Annotated in this window: 17 protein-coding genes; 10 read left to right on the top strand and 7 right to left on the bottom strand. The window is 32.1% G+C overall.

Features of this window, described 5'->3' with window-relative positions; all coding sequences use genetic code 11:
• Positions 1 to 135: 135 nt before the first annotated feature.
• Positions 136 to 516 carry an ankyrin repeat domain-containing protein gene (locus ACFSR1_RS17655; protein ID WP_378294338.1) on the bottom strand — a complete coding sequence of 127 codons (381 nt, stop codon included), beginning with the start codon at positions 514 to 516 and terminating at the stop codon, positions 136 to 138.
• 486 nt (positions 517 to 1,002) lie between these two features.
• On the opposite strand from ACFSR1_RS17655, the gene gpmI reads away from it, so the two are divergent.
• The 3 genes from gpmI (at position 1,003) to ACFSR1_RS17640 (ending at position 4,390) form a co-directional block, all read left to right on the top strand.
• Positions 1,003 to 2,520, top strand: a complete 1,518-nt coding sequence (gpmI, locus tag ACFSR1_RS17650; RefSeq protein ID WP_378294337.1) for a 2,3-bisphosphoglycerate-independent phosphoglycerate mutase — start codon at positions 1,003 to 1,005, stop codon at positions 2,518 to 2,520.
• 181 nt (positions 2,521 to 2,701) lie between these two features.
• Positions 2,702 to 3,268, top strand: coding sequence for an RNA polymerase sigma factor (locus ACFSR1_RS17645; RefSeq protein WP_378294336.1), 567 nt, complete (start codon positions 2,702 to 2,704; stop codon positions 3,266 to 3,268).
• A gap of 24 nt (positions 3,269 to 3,292) precedes the next feature.
• Complete coding sequence (locus ACFSR1_RS17640) at positions 3,293 to 4,390, top strand: FecR domain-containing protein (protein ID WP_378294335.1); 1,098 nt, start codon at positions 3,293 to 3,295, stop codon at positions 4,388 to 4,390.
• Positions 4,391 to 4,916: 526 nt separating this feature from the next.
• Here the strand turns inward: ACFSR1_RS17640 and ACFSR1_RS17635 are convergent.
• Positions 4,917 to 5,771 (bottom strand): hypothetical protein, encoded by an 855-nt coding sequence (locus tag ACFSR1_RS17635; protein WP_378294334.1) that lies wholly within the window; start codon positions 5,769 to 5,771, stop codon positions 4,917 to 4,919.
• Between the two features lie 331 nt (positions 5,772 to 6,102).
• Between ACFSR1_RS17635 and map the strand changes: the two genes are divergently transcribed.
• From map to ACFSR1_RS17600, 7 genes are all read left to right on the top strand, one after another.
• Positions 6,103 to 6,921 (top strand): type I methionyl aminopeptidase, encoded by an 819-nt coding sequence (gene map, locus ACFSR1_RS17630; RefSeq protein WP_378294333.1) that lies wholly within the window; start codon positions 6,103 to 6,105, stop codon positions 6,919 to 6,921.
• Between the two features lie 63 nt (positions 6,922 to 6,984).
• Complete coding sequence (locus ACFSR1_RS17625; RefSeq protein WP_378183052.1) at positions 6,985 to 7,356, top strand: GxxExxY protein; 372 nt, start codon at positions 6,985 to 6,987, stop codon at positions 7,354 to 7,356.
• 50 nt (positions 7,357 to 7,406) lie between these two features.
• Positions 7,407 to 8,174 (top strand): class I SAM-dependent methyltransferase, encoded by a 768-nt coding sequence (locus ACFSR1_RS17620; RefSeq protein ID WP_378294332.1) that lies wholly within the window; start codon positions 7,407 to 7,409, stop codon positions 8,172 to 8,174.
• A 228-nt stretch (positions 8,175 to 8,402) separates the two neighbouring features.
• Positions 8,403 to 8,825: an ABA4-like family protein gene (locus ACFSR1_RS17615; RefSeq protein ID WP_378294331.1), complete on the top strand. Its 423-nt coding sequence runs from the start codon at positions 8,403 to 8,405 to the stop codon at positions 8,823 to 8,825.
• A complete protein-coding gene (locus ACFSR1_RS17610; RefSeq protein WP_378294330.1) occupies positions 8,822 to 9,622 on the top strand; it encodes a hypothetical protein in 801 nt (266 codons plus the stop codon). Before ACFSR1_RS17615 ends, ACFSR1_RS17610 begins: the two co-directional genes overlap by 4 nt.
• Positions 9,623 to 9,633: 11 nt before the next feature.
• Positions 9,634 to 10,716: a sensor histidine kinase gene (locus ACFSR1_RS17605; RefSeq protein ID WP_378294329.1), complete on the top strand. Its 1,083-nt coding sequence runs from the start codon at positions 9,634 to 9,636 to the stop codon at positions 10,714 to 10,716.
• On the top strand, positions 10,697 to 11,452 hold the full coding sequence (locus ACFSR1_RS17600; protein ID WP_378294328.1) for a LytR/AlgR family response regulator transcription factor: 756 nt from the start codon (positions 10,697 to 10,699) through the stop codon (positions 11,450 to 11,452). The genes ACFSR1_RS17605 and ACFSR1_RS17600 overlap by 20 nt, the downstream gene beginning before the upstream one ends.
• Before the next feature lie 13 nt (positions 11,453 to 11,465).
• Here the strand turns inward: ACFSR1_RS17600 and ACFSR1_RS17595 are convergent, their stop codons facing one another.
• From ACFSR1_RS17595 to ACFSR1_RS17575, 5 genes are all read right to left on the bottom strand, one after another.
• Positions 11,466 to 12,461 (bottom strand): FAD:protein FMN transferase, encoded by a 996-nt coding sequence (locus tag ACFSR1_RS17595; protein ID WP_378294327.1) that lies wholly within the window; start codon positions 12,459 to 12,461, stop codon positions 11,466 to 11,468.
• Between the two features lie 6 nt (positions 12,462 to 12,467).
• On the bottom strand, positions 12,468 to 12,845 hold the full coding sequence (locus ACFSR1_RS17590) for a Na(+)-translocating NADH-quinone reductase subunit F (protein ID WP_378294326.1): 378 nt from the start codon (positions 12,843 to 12,845) through the stop codon (positions 12,468 to 12,470).
• A 64-nt stretch (positions 12,846 to 12,909) separates the two neighbouring features.
• Positions 12,910 to 13,590 (bottom strand): hypothetical protein, encoded by a 681-nt coding sequence (locus ACFSR1_RS17585; RefSeq protein WP_378294325.1) that lies wholly within the window; start codon positions 13,588 to 13,590, stop codon positions 12,910 to 12,912.
• A gap of 115 nt (positions 13,591 to 13,705) precedes the next feature.
• Positions 13,706 to 14,584, bottom strand: a complete 879-nt coding sequence (locus tag ACFSR1_RS17580) for a DUF4846 domain-containing protein (protein WP_378294324.1) — start codon at positions 14,582 to 14,584, stop codon at positions 13,706 to 13,708.
• A gap of 15 nt (positions 14,585 to 14,599) precedes the next feature.
• Positions 14,600 to 15,310, bottom strand: coding sequence for an NADase-type glycan-binding domain-containing protein (locus ACFSR1_RS17575; protein ID WP_378294323.1), 711 nt, complete (start codon positions 15,308 to 15,310; stop codon positions 14,600 to 14,602).
• Positions 15,311 to 15,315 lie beyond the last annotated feature (5 nt).

Genomic DNA, 15,315 nt, shown 5'->3' with positions numbered 1-15,315 from the left:
TGATAAATAACAAAATATTCTGATAATCTTATCAAAAAAAAATCACGAGCTATAAAAGAATACATTGGGCAATAAAAAACTTCGCTTAGCATATCACTTAGCGAAGTTTTCTTAAATATTAATTTCTTTCTGTTTTTAGGAAAATTCTTTGAGAACAGCCATTGCTTCTTTGGCATTCGATAATTCAGCGAAATTCATAGCGGTATTACCATTTTTATCTTTAGCTTGAAGATAGGCTCCTTTTCCTACTAATAATCTAATAATGTCAACTCTGTTATATCGAGCAGCATACATTAGAGGAGTTTTCCCTTCTGACCTTAAATTTACATCACTTCCTTCCTCTATCATTTTTACTACAGTATCAAAATCTCCTTTAATAATTGCCATAATAAATGGGTCCTTTTGATAGGTAGTAAGTTCGTAATTTCTATTTTCGTTATCCTTTACTTCTGATGAGGCAAAGCCCACCGACGTGATGAAAATGATCATCAATACAGTTACAAATGTTTTTTTCATAATGTTGTTAATTATTGAGGTTAGTAAAATGGCTTATTATTCTTAAAAATTTTCTAAGCAATAACTCACTACTTATAAATCTTTAAATTACACAACATTTACGAATAAAAAGCATAAAATTTTGATAATATTTCAAAATTTTAACTTTATAAAAAACAATATTTCAATTTTTATGAAAAAAAACCTCTAATCATAAGATTAAACTATAACTTGATATTTTCAGATTTTTCGTTATTAAAAAAGAATTAAATTATCATCATAAAACCGAAGTAAATTCTAAGAATAACTTATTTTAAACCTTAACCATTAGAATTCATTAATAGTTCCTCAAAAAAACATCTAAATAAATAATTAGAGCCTATTGAAATTAGGGACACGTACTTACCGATTTTTGGGTGCTTCTATTCTATATCGTAATTTAGCTTCTTGATATGATTTTCAATATTTCTTAATTACGATTGAAAAACATCAAATTACAAAATCAAAATGAACAAAAAAGTAATCTTAATGATTCTGGATGGATGGGGAACATCTCCAGATCCTAAAGTTTCTGCTATCGACCACGCTAAAACTCCATTTATTGACAGTTTATATACCAATTATCCCAATGCCGCTTTAAGAACAGATGGTTTGCATGTAGGACTTCCTGACGGACAAATGGGAAATAGTGAAGTAGGTCACATGAATCTGGGAGCCGGAAGAATAGTATATCAAGATTTAGCTAAAATCAATATGGCTATCAAAAACGATACACTAAAAAATGAACAAACATTGATTGATGCCCTTGTTTATGCAAAAGAAAACAATAAAAACATTCATTTACTAGGATTAGTTAGTGACGGTGGAGTGCATTCTCATATAAGTCATATAAAAGGACTATTAGATGCTGCAAATGCTTATGGATTAGACAATGTTTTTTTACACGCTTTTACGGATGGACGTGATGTAGATCCAAAATCAGGAATAGGTCATATTAAAGATATCCAAGAATATATGTCTAAATCTACAGGTAAATTAGCTTCTGTCATTGGACGATATTACGCTATGGATCGAGATAAAAGATGGGAGCGAGTTAAACTCGCATATGATCTTATTGTAAACGGAATTGGAGAAGCGAGTACGGATGCGATCGAGACTATGCAAAAAAGTTATAACGATAATATTACCGACGAGTTTATTAAGCCGATCATACTACAAGAACAAGGATCTCCTGTTGCAACCATTAAAGATGATGATGTTGTAATATTTTTTAATTTCAGAACTGATCGTGGACGAGAACTTACTGAAATGCTATCACAATCAGATATGCACGAATACAATACTCATAAATTACCATTGTACTATGTAACCATGACTAATTATGATGAGAATTTTAAAGGAATTCACGTCATCTATGATAAAGATAACATTACCGAAACTATAGGAGAAGTGTTATCCAAAGCCGGTAAAAAACAAATTCGTATTGCAGAAACCGAAAAGTATCCGCACGTTACGTTTTTCTTCTCCGGCGGTCAGGAAGAACCTTTTGAAGGAGAGTCCAGAATTCTTAGAAACTCTCCAAAAGTTGCTACTTATGATCTCAAACCCGAAATGAGTGCATATGAGTTAAGAGATGCTTTGGTACCGGAATTACAAAAAGCAGAAGTAGACTTTGTGTGCTTAAACTTTGCCAACGGTGATATGGTAGGCCATACTGGGGTGATGGAAGCAGCAATTAAAGCTTGCGAGGCGGTGGATAAATGTGTAAAAGACGTTGTAGCAACAGGGTTAGATAACGGATATAGTACATTACTAATTGCAGATCACGGTAATTGTGAAACTATGATCAATCCTGATGGATCACCACACACGGCACATACTACCAATCCCGTTCCATTTATTTTAATCGACAAAGATCAAATACAGATAAAAGATGGTGTATTAGGTGATATTGCGCCAACAATTTTAGAGCTTATTGGAGTAGACCAACCCGCTGCAATGACACAAAAATCTTTAGTTAAGTAATCTCATAAACTACTTAAAAATGATAAAACAGCTATATTGTGAGGTATAGCTGTTTTTTTATGTCAAAAATTTCATTTTAGTATATTTAACATTTTATTATAAAAAATTATAAAAAGTATACGCAGCGAAATCCTACATTCTCAGTTAATACTGATAAGAGAGTAAGCACTAACCCTTATTCATGAATAAAGAAGAGCAAGACAGACTGGTAAAAGCTTGTAAAAAGAATAACCGGGATGCCATGGAAACAATATATAATGCTTTTATGCCCAGAATGCTTGCGGTAAGTTTTCGCTATTGTAAAAACCAATCCGATGCAGAGGATATAGTGCAGGATGCTTTTATTAAAGTTTTTAAAAGCATAAAAAAATACAAACATAACGGAACCTTAGGAAGTTGGATAGAAAGAATAGTGATTAATTGTGCAATCGATCATTGGCATAAAATGAAAAAGACTGTGCTGATGGATAACTCAGAATTAATCGAGGGAAATGAAACAACAGAATTAGATGAGATTGAAAAGGAGCATCTTTCTAAACAACTATCTTCTGAAAAGTTGAGGACATTAATTAGTGATTTGCCCGAGCAATATAGATATGTACTAAATCTATATGCCATTGAAGGATATTCGCATAAAGAAATAGGAAAAATACTGAAGATAAAAGAAAGCACATCCAGATCAAATTATACCAGAGCAAGGAAAAAACTTTTAGAAAATATGAGAGCTGTCGGAATTGAAAAATATTAATTACTATCTCTAAACGAGAAACAAATGAAAGAGGATAAAGACCTTTTAAAAGAGCTTTTACAAACGAAATTTAAGGATGATGTCGTACCATCATCCAGGACGAGCTTTGATCATATTTTTGATGCTGTTCAGGAAAAATCGGATGATAAAAGTTCATTTTTCTGGTATACCGCTGGTGTAATTCTCCTAATGCTTATTGGTGTGGTTACTTTATATTATATAAAGAATAGTAAAACATCAAAAACAAGTATAGAAGAAATAACTACTGAAATTCCTATTCAAAAAGAAAACAACATACTTATTACTAAAACAGAGGATACCATATCCAATAAAAAAGAAGACAATACTACAATTATACTCGAAAACAAAACGTTAGAAAACACAACACAAACCAAGAAAGATGTCCCTGCAAAAAAAGTAGATGTTACCACCTTAAAACCAGAAGACGAAATTATTGAAAAAGGTGTCATAACAGTTACCTATACAGCCTCAGAAAAGTATGCATCTACAGAATACACTAAGTACAACAGGCTCCCGGATTCAAGTACCATTGTGGTTAGAAAGAATAGCAAGGTAAACTTTACTGCAACAAAACAAGGATATCGAAGAGCAGACATAACAGGGACTGTATTTTTGAATATTAAGAATGATGCATCCGAACCATTTATATTATTTGGAAAATATTGTAAAATTCAAATTACAGGAAAGTCGTTTGCCATACATTCTGGTGCTAAGGCCGATTTGATGACGCTTCTTGATGGATCTGCTAAAGTTGTGCATAATGTCACAAAAGAAGTTAGAGATCTTATTCCTGGTGAAAGTCTTCGTGTGGATACAAATGGAATTTCTTTATTAGAAAAATCTCCTAATCGTTTTGCTTGGAAAACAGGAAAACTATATTATAAAGATGCTCTTGTTGACCAAATCATTAATGATCTTGATGAAAATTATGATGCTAAAATCATTCTGAAAAACGGAGACATCCTCAACTGCAAATACTCAGGTTCTTTTGAAAAGGCAAATACTACCAAAATATTAACCGGTATAGCCAAATCATTAAATCTACAAATTACCAAAAAGGATGATATATTTATAATCACAGGAAAAGGTTGTAGTGATTAATATTAACCTATATTTCGTATATCATAAAACATATCAAAATAATTGAGATTCCAGAAGGGATTTGTTTCAAAAAACTATACGCTCTAAATACAAAACTATTATCACTTCAAGACAAGAACATCCTTGAATCAGGCTCCATACAAATAGAAGAGTTATTATTTTGAGTTTGAATTTATTGAAAATATAATTTAAGTTTTTACTTTACGTAAAGAAGAACAGGAACCATCCATTAAATCATTAGTGATATATAAGTCCAACCTAAAGCTATTACGATTATAATAGATTCCAGCCTACGCTGAAATGACAAGCTTTTACCTTATTCTTTACTTGTCTTTATAGCATAGGCCAGAATCCATATTTCTCAAAATCATATTATAATGATTTCTCATTAAAATATAAAAGCGTTTTATCTTGTAAGTGATTGTTTTGAACTACCCCGTAAAATGATTAAACCTGAAAAAAAAGTATAAAAAAACCGCCTGTAAGTAGGTCTACAGACGGTTTTCAAGTTTAACTAAACTACCTATTATAAATCAAAAACAATAGAGTCTCCATTATCACCAGTTAATGTCACTTCTTTATCACAAGCTCCATCTCCAAAATCGATGTTAAAATTCACACCAAAACTACTAGAAAAGTCCAATGATCCTTGAACCGGGTATCGTAAGAAATTGTATCTATTAAAACATGCTACTTTATATACCAAAGGTGCACCTGATACAGACTCTGATCTCATAAAGAATGTCTGAGTAATTCCTTCCACATAAGAAGATTCTTGCAACGTTATCACCTCATCCGCTGTAAAACGATTTTCAAACTCAAAATTTCTATTCGCTGTATAACGATAAGAATCCCCATTAGGCTCTGTTATCACTCCATCTATTCTAACGTCAAAAACTTTGGTTGTTTCCGTACTTAACTCGGCTTTTTGTTCTGCAATTCTGTAACCATCAAATGTATAGCCTTCTGCTCCTCTAACGTTTTTAAATACTGTAGAGTCTTTCCACTTCTGATTAAAAACTCCAGCTACGTAATACTCTAATTTACCGGTCCAATCATCAAACTGACATTGCTCTTCGGTATAGTCGAGAATCATTCTGCTATAGTAATCATACTCCTCAAAACCTGAAATTGGGTTATCTGCAAAAGGAATCAATAAATCAATAGAAATACATCCATTGTTAGAACTTTTAGATGAATTCTGCACTTCTAAAGAAGCCTGCTCAGAAATTAGATCAAAACTATCCATCGCTACATCAAGACTATTATACATCTCAAAATTTTCTTTATCACTATTCTGAATAGATACATTATCATCTATATCCTCAGCACAACTTGCCATTAATCCTAAAGCTACTGTACAAATCAAAAATTTTCTCATGGTTTACTTTTTTTAAATGAATATTATATTGGGTTTTCTATCTATTAAACCTGAAAAACTAAAAACGCTGCGTGCATTTTTGATTTTTTTTTGATTCTTATTGAAATTATTTCAGAAAACCCAGGTCCAATAAAGGCTCAGCTGCGGTAAAAAAAATTACAGAAACAAGTAAATAACATCAAGATTTAACAATAACATTCATTGTTTTTTGTAAAAACAGATTAAAAATCCAATAAGAATAACGTATCGGCATTCTTATAAAGATTAAAATTATATCAATTGACTGAATCTTAATATTCTTTGTAAATTTGCCTTCCGTAATAAGGACATTATGATCATTACCAAAACACGTGAAGAAATTGAATTAATGCGCGAAAGTGCATTGATCGTTTCTAAAACATTAGGTATGTTAGCTACCGAGGTAAAGCCAGGAGTAACTACCTTGCAATTAGATAAATTAGCAGAAGAGTTTATACGAGATCACGGCGCTGTACCGGGGTTTTTAGGATTATATGATTTTCCTAATACTTTATGTATGAGTCCAAACGAACAAGTAGTTCACGGCATTCCTAATAACATTCCATTAAAAGAAGGAGATATTATCTCTATAGATTGCGGAGCCATCAAAAATGAATTTTATGGAGATCATGCGTATACGTTTCCGGTTGGAGAAGTATCTCCAGAAGTAGAGCGATTATTGAAGATCACTAAAGAATCCTTATATGTTGGTATAGCCGAACTAAAAGTTGGTAAACGTGTAGGTGATGTAGGATATGCCATTCAGAAATATACTGAAGAAGCCGGTTATGGAGTAGTGCGAGAACTTGTAGGCCACGGACTGGGACGCAAAATGCACGAAGATCCGGAGATGCCAAATTACGGAAGACGCGGAAGAGGTAAAAAATTTATCGAAGGGATGGTAGTTGCGATCGAACCTATGACCAATATGGGTACACATCGTATCAAACAATTAAGAGATGGTTGGACGATTCTTACGGCTGATGGAAAACCAAGTGCTCATTTTGAACATGACGTTGCTATTGTAGATGGTAAGCCAGAGATTCTTTCTACATTTAAATATATCTACCAAGCATTAGGTATCGAATCTGATGAAGAAGATGCATTTAGACAAGAATTATTAGCTGTGTAGTTACGATACTTTTCTTTATTTCACGAAGTTCCTCAAAGAATTCACAAAGGCTCACAAAGAAAAATGACAGAAGATGAAATATCTAAAATTATTATTGGTTGTGCGATAGAAGTACATAGAAACCTAGGACCAGGTTTACTTGAATCTGCCTATCAGGAATGTCTGTGCTATGAGCTGAAGAAGAAAGGCTTAAAACTTCACAAAGAAAAACCCCTACCAGTTATATATAAAGATATTAAACTTGACCAAGGGTACCGAATTGATATTTTAGTTGAAAACAAAGTAGTAATAGAGTTAAAAACTGTTGAACACTTTACGGATGTCCATTCTGCTCAAGTTCTTACATATTTAAAACTTGGAGGATTTAAACTTGGTCTTCTTATTAATTTCCATGTAAGTTTGCTTAAAAATGGAATCAAACGTTTTATTATGTAAACTTTGTGAAACTTTGAGACTTCTTTGTATCCTTTGTGTAACCTTTATCCATGAAAAAACTCTTTAAACTTATATTAAATACGATTCCACGGCCGCTTTTAATTCGTTTGAGTTATTTGGCAAGACCAGTCATTTCTTTTTTTCTTAGAGGAAATAAATTTACGGATCCGATTGATGGTAAAAGTTTCTCTAAATTTTTACCTTATGGATACGGTACACAAAGAGACAATGTACTTTCTCCCTCTACCCTTTCGTTAGAACGCCATCGGCTACTGTGGCTTTACTTGCAAAATGAAACAGATTTTTTTACAACCAAAGCGAAAGTGTTGCATTTTGCACCCGAACAGGCTTTTTACAAAAGGTTTAGAAATTTAAAGAATCTAGAGTACACTACTACCGATCTTAATTCTCCTTTAGCTGATGTAAAAGCAGATATTTGTAACCTTCCTTTTGCTAACGATGCGTACGATGTCATATTCTGTAATCACGTGTTAGAACATATTCCTGATGATACCAAAGCGATGCAGGAATTATTAAGAGTACTGAAACCCGGTGGAATGGCGATTCTACAAATCCCGCAAGATCTAAGCAGAGCAGAAACTTTTGAAGATAACACGATCACAGACCCTAAAGAAAGAGCTAAAATTTTTGGACAATATGATCATGTAAGAGTCTACGGAAGAGATTACTTTGATAAACTACGATCTATTGGTTTTGAAGTTAATGAAGTTGATTATACGAATCAATTACCAAAAGAAGAAGTTATTAAATATTGTCTTGCTCCCGGAGAAATACTTCCGGTTTGTTATAAGGCATAATTTGATCTACCTATTTTATACTTTTTTATCAGTATTTTCTATACCTCAGAAATCCTTAATTAGAAGTTTTTATTTTGTTTTAATATCAAAACTATACAGTTGTAAATCGCTATTACATTTCAATATGAAATAACGACGATTGAAAGATATAAGTGTTTTGTTTCCCCACTAATAATTAGACATTAGCGTCATCATTTAATCAAAGTATTAATTAAAAATTGAACAAATATGTCTCCTGCTGATGTTTTTTCTTTTGCAAATATGACTGCAATGCCCATGTGGATTCTTATGATCCTACTACCAAAATGGAAAGTAACAAGATTCTTAATTGATTTTAAAATAATCCCATTACTGTTATCAATTGTGTATGTTATCTATATTTTTCAAGCTATACAAATTGGCGGAGCAATGGATTTTGGAAGTCTCGCTTCTGTTATGCAGCTATTCACCGAAGAACATGCAGTACTGGCAGGCTGGGTACATTATCTAGCTTTTGATCTCATCGTAGGAATGTGGATACTGAATCAAAATAAAACATTAGGAATTCATCAATTATTAATAGCTCCTTGTCTTTTTGCCACATTCATGTTTGGCCCTGTTGGCTTTCTACTTTTTATGATTCTTAAGGCAATTAAACAAAGTAAGTCATGAGATATCTACGCCAAGTATTTAGTACTGTAAAAAAAGAAAGCTCCGTAATCTATTGGGCAGTATGGATCAATTTCCTGATTGCTATTGTATGCTTAACAGGATTCTTTGTAGATGATCGAACCTTGTCTGGAGTTAGTGTTTGGATAAAACCACTTAAATTCTCCATCTCAATAGCTATTTACACTTTGACCGTAGGGTATTTAACGACTATATATCCATACTCCAAAAGAAAGAAGAACATTTTAAATAATATCGTTGCCTGGACATTATTATTAGAATTAGGGATAATTTTTTATCAAGCATCAAGAGGTGTCCCATCTCATTATAACGAGTCTACTCCCTTTGATGCTATACTATTTTTAGGAATGGGATTTTTCATCGGAATCAATGTGTTAATCATGGTATTGTTTATTTTTGATACTATTCGATTGAAATTAAAAACTACAAAGTCTATTCAATATGCATTATTAATGGGCTGGTTAATTGTATTCTTTGGTAGTTGGGTAGGCGGTGAGATGATAACTCAAATGTCTCATAACGTTGGTTCTGCTAACGGAGGAGAAGGTTTACCTTTGGTTAATTGGAGTACCATAAGCGGAGATTTACGGGTGGCACATTTTTTCGGATTGCACGGAATACAAATAATTCCGTTATTCGCATTATGGGTATCCAAAAAATGGAAGGTTTCTAATAGAAACCAGATCTTTATAGTAGTATTTTTCGGATTACTGTATGCTTCTTGGATTGGTTTCACATTTTACCAAGCCAAACAAGGAATCCCATTACTTAAATCATAATAAAACCAAAGATGTTAGTCAATAAAAAGAAACGTATAAAGTATTTAGGTTTTGATGACTTTTGGTTTATTATTATTGGTATTCTGATTCTAAGTTTTATCACATACTTTCTTTTTAATAATTCTTTTGAAAGTTATTCCCTAGGTGAAGCTATTATCCGTTGGAACATCTCACTATTCTTTTCAACCTGTGATTGGTTTATCATTCGTGCTATAATGATTTTTTTAAGAAAGAAATATCCCAGCTTCGAAGATAATCTAAAACGTATCATTCTATTCTTTATCGCTATTGTCACTACAGTTGTTGTAGTAGATGTGGTTGGTGGCATGTTAATATCTTTTATCTGGAATATTAACTACAATCCTGTTTCCAGAGCTAAAATATTAGTGCCAATTATTCTAATTAGTACAATGACTATGGCGATATACGAAGCAATTTATTTCTACATACGGTTAAAGAAATCGATTAGAGAAGAAGAACAAAACAAGCAGATGATCATACAGGCACAATTGGATGCCCTTAGAAATCAAGCACAACCACATTTTTTCTTTAATACACTCAACACACTACGAGATATTATCGATCAAAATTCTAAAGACGAGGCAACCGATTTCGTAGATAAATTATCAAACGTATATCGTTTTATACTAGAATCCGGAAACGAAAATATGATTTTACTTAGAGATGAATTAAAATTCGCAAAATCATATATTCATATACAATCAGAAAGATTCGGTAACAATCTACAGGTAGATTGGAATATCCCGGATAACTCATTACGTACTATGATCATACCAATGAGTCTTCAACTTTTATTGGAAAATGCCATAAAACATAACGTAATTTCAAAAGCAAAACCTTTAAAAATAGCGGTAGAAGTAAAAAACAACTTTCTAACAGTGACGAATAAGATTCAACCAAAATCAACTCAAATACCTTCTACAAAGGTCGGGCTAAAAAATATTGAAAAGCGTTATACATTGATTTCAAACGAACCTATCAATATTAAAAATGATTCAACCCAATTCATTGTTTCCCTTCCGTTATTAAAACCATCTGACAAAAAAAATAAGTATGCAGATATTAATCATTGAAGATGAACCACGAGCAGCGAATCAGTTACGGAGTAAACTTGCAGCCTGTAATTTTGAGTATCAGTTATTAGATATTATTGATACAGTTGAAGATGCTGTACTTTGGTTTGAAAAACATACTGCACCGGATTTAATCTTTATGGACATTCAACTGGCCGATGGATTAAGCTTTGAGATTTTTCGGAAAACGGATATTGAGGTCCCCATTATTTTTACTACAGCTTTTGATCAATACGCCATCCAGGCTTTTAAAGTTAATAGTATCGACTATTTGCTAAAACCAATCCAACAAGATGAGCTACATCACGCGTTAACCAAATTCACAAAAACCAATACGACACCCTCGTTTGATCCAAGTATCCTAAAAAAGCTTCTGGACAGTATGCAGACCACCACCAATAGTCGAGAAGGAATATTGGTAAAAGAAGGAAACGGTTTTGCTCAAATTAAAATCCGAGATCTTTTATATTTTTATTCTGAAGACAGTATTACTTTTGGGGTTACTTCTGTTAAAAGATACATTATTAATGAAACAATGGATCAGCTATTTAGCTCTTTAGAACCTAATCAATTCTTTAGAATCAATCGCGGGCAAATTATTTCTAAAAATGCTATTCAAAAAATAGAAGCTTATTTTAATCATAGGATTAAACTTTCTGTTTTAAATCCAAGAGATCAAGAATTCATAGTAAGTAGGCAAAAAACCAGTGATTTTAAAGAATGGTTAAATCGATAATTGATCTTATTCGTTAATTCTCAGGAAAGTCATTTACCGTAAGTGTCTGAAGTTCTTTATTCTCATCTTCATAAATAAAATAGACTTTTAATTCCCGATGATTGTTTAGAAAATCTTTGGATTTTTCTAATCCCATGGACATCAAAGCAGTAGCATATGCATCAGCCTCTATACAGGTATCAGTTAATACAGAAACGCTTAGGAGATTGGATTTATGAGGATACCCTGTTTTTGTATCAATAATATGTGCATACTTATTGCCATTTTCATCTATCTTAAATTTACGATAGCTTCCCGAAGTTGCCATCGCTTCATTTTGTAAAGAAAGTACTTTGCTATACGATTGTGTTTGATCAAAATTAGGATCTTCTACTCCAATTTTCCAAGGCTTTTCTTTGATTAAATTACTGCCTTTTCCTCTAATCTCCCCTCCTATTTCTACCAAATAATTTTCCAAACCTTTAGCTTCTAAAAACTCAGCAAATACATCTACGGCATACCCTTTTGCCAAAGCATTAAAATCAACGAAAGTATTCTTATCTTGTTTTACGATCTTATCATTTTGTATGGTAACTTTATCTAATCCTACAGAGATTAGCAGGCTATCTATTTTAAGACTATCTAAAGCAACTATTTTCCCTTCTGGACCAAAATCCCAAGCGTTTACTAAAACACCAATCGTAGGATCAAATACACCTTTTGTTTCTTTAAAAATCCTTTTGGAAGTATTGAACACGTTTTTAAAATGATGATCTATTAAAATCGTAGTATCTCCGTTATTTATTTTAGAAATATCGGAATCATTCTGATAAGTAGACATAGAATGATTAATCACAGCGATAATACTGTCATAAGATTGTGTATAGTCTATCTCCTTATTATCTATAAATTGAACCGAAAAAGTGGTTCCAAATGCATTTCCGTTGGTATAATTTAAATACGGTTTGGATTCTTTCTTACAAGAGAAAAAGATGATTAACATTGAAAAAATAAGAAGGTTACGAATCATAGTGTTTTAATTAAGATGTGTTTCTATGACCTGCAATCCTGCATATTCCAAAACGTATTCTTCATTTAAAAAAACCGGTTTATTAGGATTCTCAGAATTCTGTAATCCTACACCGGCATAAAACACCTTTGCTTCTTGTTCTCTGGCGTGCTTTTTAAAAGCTTCCATCCAAACCATATCATAATTATGTGGATTATCCGGATATGATATTGCTTTTACTATTACAAAATATCGTTGATTAGACGCGTCAATACATACAAATTGCGGATGTTTACCTAATTTACTATTAATCGCAATAAACTCGTATCCTTTTTTTTCTAATTCTTCTCCAACAATGTTCATTGCCAGATTATGAAGCTCTTGTTTTGTTAAAATCCTTGTCATAAGTAACGACAAAGGTATTATTTTGAACACTAATAATAAACTATTTTAAACTTGAAGATAGAAATTAAAAACTTGAACAATCTACTATATAAGATACGCTAAGTGTATCAGCCAAACTCGTTTGAACAATCTCACGATAATGATGATAATCCTCATTAGAATACCCTGTTGAATACACAAAATCTAATTCAACTTGTGAGTTTGGTCTCCCTTCCATATATACTATGGTATCCTTTTCTTGTTCATCTATAACGTGACTTGGAAAAGAAATAAAACTTAAATCCCTATGACCAATAATTTTATTAAATATACGTAAAGGTCCATTTTCGTTATTTGTTATGCGAGCATTTAGTTTTATAATGACAGGAAGCCAAGCGTCAATATCTTTTATATTTTCCACGCCTTCCTCTATCTCTTTTTCAACGTCAATAAACTCTGTATAATATTCTGATTCGAAATAAGGTTTTAACAAAACATATCGCTCACCTGGAATATGATGGTACGTAATAGAATAATTACCATTTTCATCGGTTATTGCAGAATCAATAAATTCAGAATCGCAACCTATAAAACAATCTGTTTTCAACACTGACACTTCCAACCCTTCTATATTAATATTTCTTTCAACATCGTATACCCGTCCTTTTACAGTGGTTAATACTAAGGTTTGATCATCATCACTATCACAGGAAGTTAAAAATTGGATTATTAAAATCAGTACTGACTTAAAAAGAAGTTTTTTCATTTTATATATTTCATTAAAAGTTTGAAACAAATGTAATAGATACTTCTTTTGAGAATTTGTAATAAACACGCAAGTGTATTTTAAATTTTGTAAAAATCACAAATAGTATCTTGAATTATTTGAATCGCAAAAAGATACCTTTTTCAAAATAATAGCTGGGTGTATACACTGCTACATTTTCTTCAAATTGATACCAAGGCGAAATACTAGTATTCTCAAAGTTTTTAAGCAGACAAACATTCTGAGCAGGTGTATTTCCTTGAGCAAGCAAAAACAGTTTACCTCCTTCATTATTTACAATCTCATCCACTATGATTTCTATATGTCCAGGCGATCCGGGCTTGACTAACATATCACCGATCGTTAAATCCTTTATTTCTACTTTAGGTAATTCTGTATGTAAAGACAAAGTACCTGCATACGTATAAATTAGATTCAAGTATTTATAGAAATTAGCTTTGGAATCATTAGGTAAGGCTGTTTTATGAAAAGTTACCTTATTACCCTGTATCTTAGGTCTAAATCCTTCGGCATATTTTTTCCAAGAGCAATAATGACCAGAAGTAAAATTAAAGCCTATTTCATCCTTTCTATCCGCATCCCATAAATACTCTGCTCTTATTCTCATCAAAGCATCAGCGCATTGTTGTAGTCCATTTGCAGGAACAGGAACTTCTAAAATTGCATCATGCCAGTGTTGGGCAAAGTATTTAGTGTCATCATAGTTAATTATAGGTGCTCCGTGCTTTTTTAATCGATAGTTTCGAAGATATTCCTGAAAAGAACCTTTTGGATATGCTTTTCTTTTGTAACCCGTAGGAGCTAATACTCTAGTAGAAATAGAATCTCCTTGTTCACAAATATAATCGGCCTTCTTAATTACATTGGAGATAGTACCTTTTATATGAGTTGTAACCGTTTTACCTCTTTTGGTATTCATTAGAATCAAAAGTAAAATGATAATTATAATAAAACACACAATATACTTCTTCATAAAACTAAGTTTCTTCTATTGCTTTATTTCTTGATATTCTTCTGGAGTATACGCTTTAATTAATTTATCAATCTCGTAGAAACTTAACTCAGAAATACAAGTATCATTATATAAAACTCCAATAGTATCTACTTCCATAATCTCAAATTCAATCGCTATAAAATCTGTATATCCCATATGCTGTATATAGTTCTGACTGATATCAATATATTGCGGTGAAACAAATACCTTGGATAAAGAATCTTTTCTAAAGCTTACATTTTTCCATTCATCTATTGTATATTCAGAATCACCATTTGTTCCAATAGTTCTAATATTGATCTTAGCCACTCGATTGTTTTTATACCAAGTTTCTTCTGATTTCAAATATCCTGGAACTATTCTTATAACATAGGGTAAAGCATTTTTATCTTCAAAAGTTACCCTAATTATCTCTCCTATTCCGGAATCCATATCACCTTCTACCCAAGCTGTACGATCATTATTGTCTATCATGTTTTTTTCAGAATAATCTCGAATTTTATTTTTTAGCGAACTAGTTGCAGAACATGTATGAACGGGTAATAGCTTTAAGGTATATTTATTATAAAAAGCCCCATCATTTTCAACAATAGTAATCAAAGTATCTTTAGAAATCTTTATATTCTGAGCTAAGGAAGGTTGATATGTTATAAAGGCAAAAAAACAAATGAACGAAAACAAAAATGAATACCTGATTTTGAACATGATAA

The organism is Aquimarina rubra (genome assembly GCF_042684305.1).
Lineage (GTDB): Bacteria > Bacteroidota > Bacteroidia > Flavobacteriales > Flavobacteriaceae > Aquimarina > Aquimarina rubra.
Note: the sequence above shows the minus strand (reverse complement) of the source record. Positions and strands in the feature narration are given on the sequence as shown.

What these genes read in the sequence shown, in the direction of transcription:
- ACFSR1_RS17595 (WP_378294327.1), bottom strand. Translation starts at nt 12,461, where the DNA reads ATGATTCGTAACCTTCTTATTTTTTCAATGTTAATCATCTTTTTCTCT.
- ACFSR1_RS17585 (WP_378294325.1), bottom strand. Translation starts at nt 13,590, where the DNA reads ATGAAAAAACTTCTTTTTAAGTCAGTACTGATTTTAATAATCCAATTT.
- ACFSR1_RS17610 (WP_378294330.1), top strand. Translation starts at nt 8,822, where the DNA reads ATGAGATATCTACGCCAAGTATTTAGTACTGTAAAAAAAGAAAGCTCC.
- ACFSR1_RS17640 (WP_378294335.1), top strand. Translation starts at nt 3,293, where the DNA reads ATGAAAGAGGATAAAGACCTTTTAAAAGAGCTTTTACAAACGAAATTT.
- ACFSR1_RS17605 (WP_378294329.1), top strand. Translation starts at nt 9,634, where the DNA reads ATGTTAGTCAATAAAAAGAAACGTATAAAGTATTTAGGTTTTGATGAC.
- ACFSR1_RS17580 (WP_378294324.1), bottom strand. Translation starts at nt 14,584, where the DNA reads ATGAAGAAGTATATTGTGTGTTTTATTATAATTATCATTTTACTTTTG.
- ACFSR1_RS17590 (WP_378294326.1), bottom strand. Translation starts at nt 12,845, where the DNA reads ATGACAAGGATTTTAACAAAACAAGAGCTTCATAATCTGGCAATGAAC.
- map (WP_378294333.1), top strand. Translation starts at nt 6,103, where the DNA reads ATGATCATTACCAAAACACGTGAAGAAATTGAATTAATGCGCGAAAGT.
- ACFSR1_RS17575 (WP_378294323.1), bottom strand. Translation starts at nt 15,310, where the DNA reads ATGTTCAAAATCAGGTATTCATTTTTGTTTTCGTTCATTTGTTTTTTT.
- gpmI (WP_378294337.1), top strand. Translation starts at nt 1,003, where the DNA reads ATGAACAAAAAAGTAATCTTAATGATTCTGGATGGATGGGGAACATCT.
- ACFSR1_RS17625 (WP_378183052.1), top strand. Translation starts at nt 6,985, where the DNA reads ATGACAGAAGATGAAATATCTAAAATTATTATTGGTTGTGCGATAGAA.
- ACFSR1_RS17635 (WP_378294334.1), bottom strand. Translation starts at nt 5,771, where the DNA reads ATGAGAAAATTTTTGATTTGTACAGTAGCTTTAGGATTAATGGCAAGT.
- ACFSR1_RS17600 (WP_378294328.1), top strand. Translation starts at nt 10,697, where the DNA reads ATGCAGATATTAATCATTGAAGATGAACCACGAGCAGCGAATCAGTTA.
- ACFSR1_RS17620 (WP_378294332.1), top strand. Translation starts at nt 7,407, where the DNA reads ATGAAAAAACTCTTTAAACTTATATTAAATACGATTCCACGGCCGCTT.
- ACFSR1_RS17615 (WP_378294331.1), top strand. Translation starts at nt 8,403, where the DNA reads ATGTCTCCTGCTGATGTTTTTTCTTTTGCAAATATGACTGCAATGCCC.
- ACFSR1_RS17645 (WP_378294336.1), top strand. Translation starts at nt 2,702, where the DNA reads ATGAATAAAGAAGAGCAAGACAGACTGGTAAAAGCTTGTAAAAAGAAT.
- ACFSR1_RS17655 (WP_378294338.1), bottom strand. Translation starts at nt 516, where the DNA reads ATGAAAAAAACATTTGTAACTGTATTGATGATCATTTTCATCACGTCG.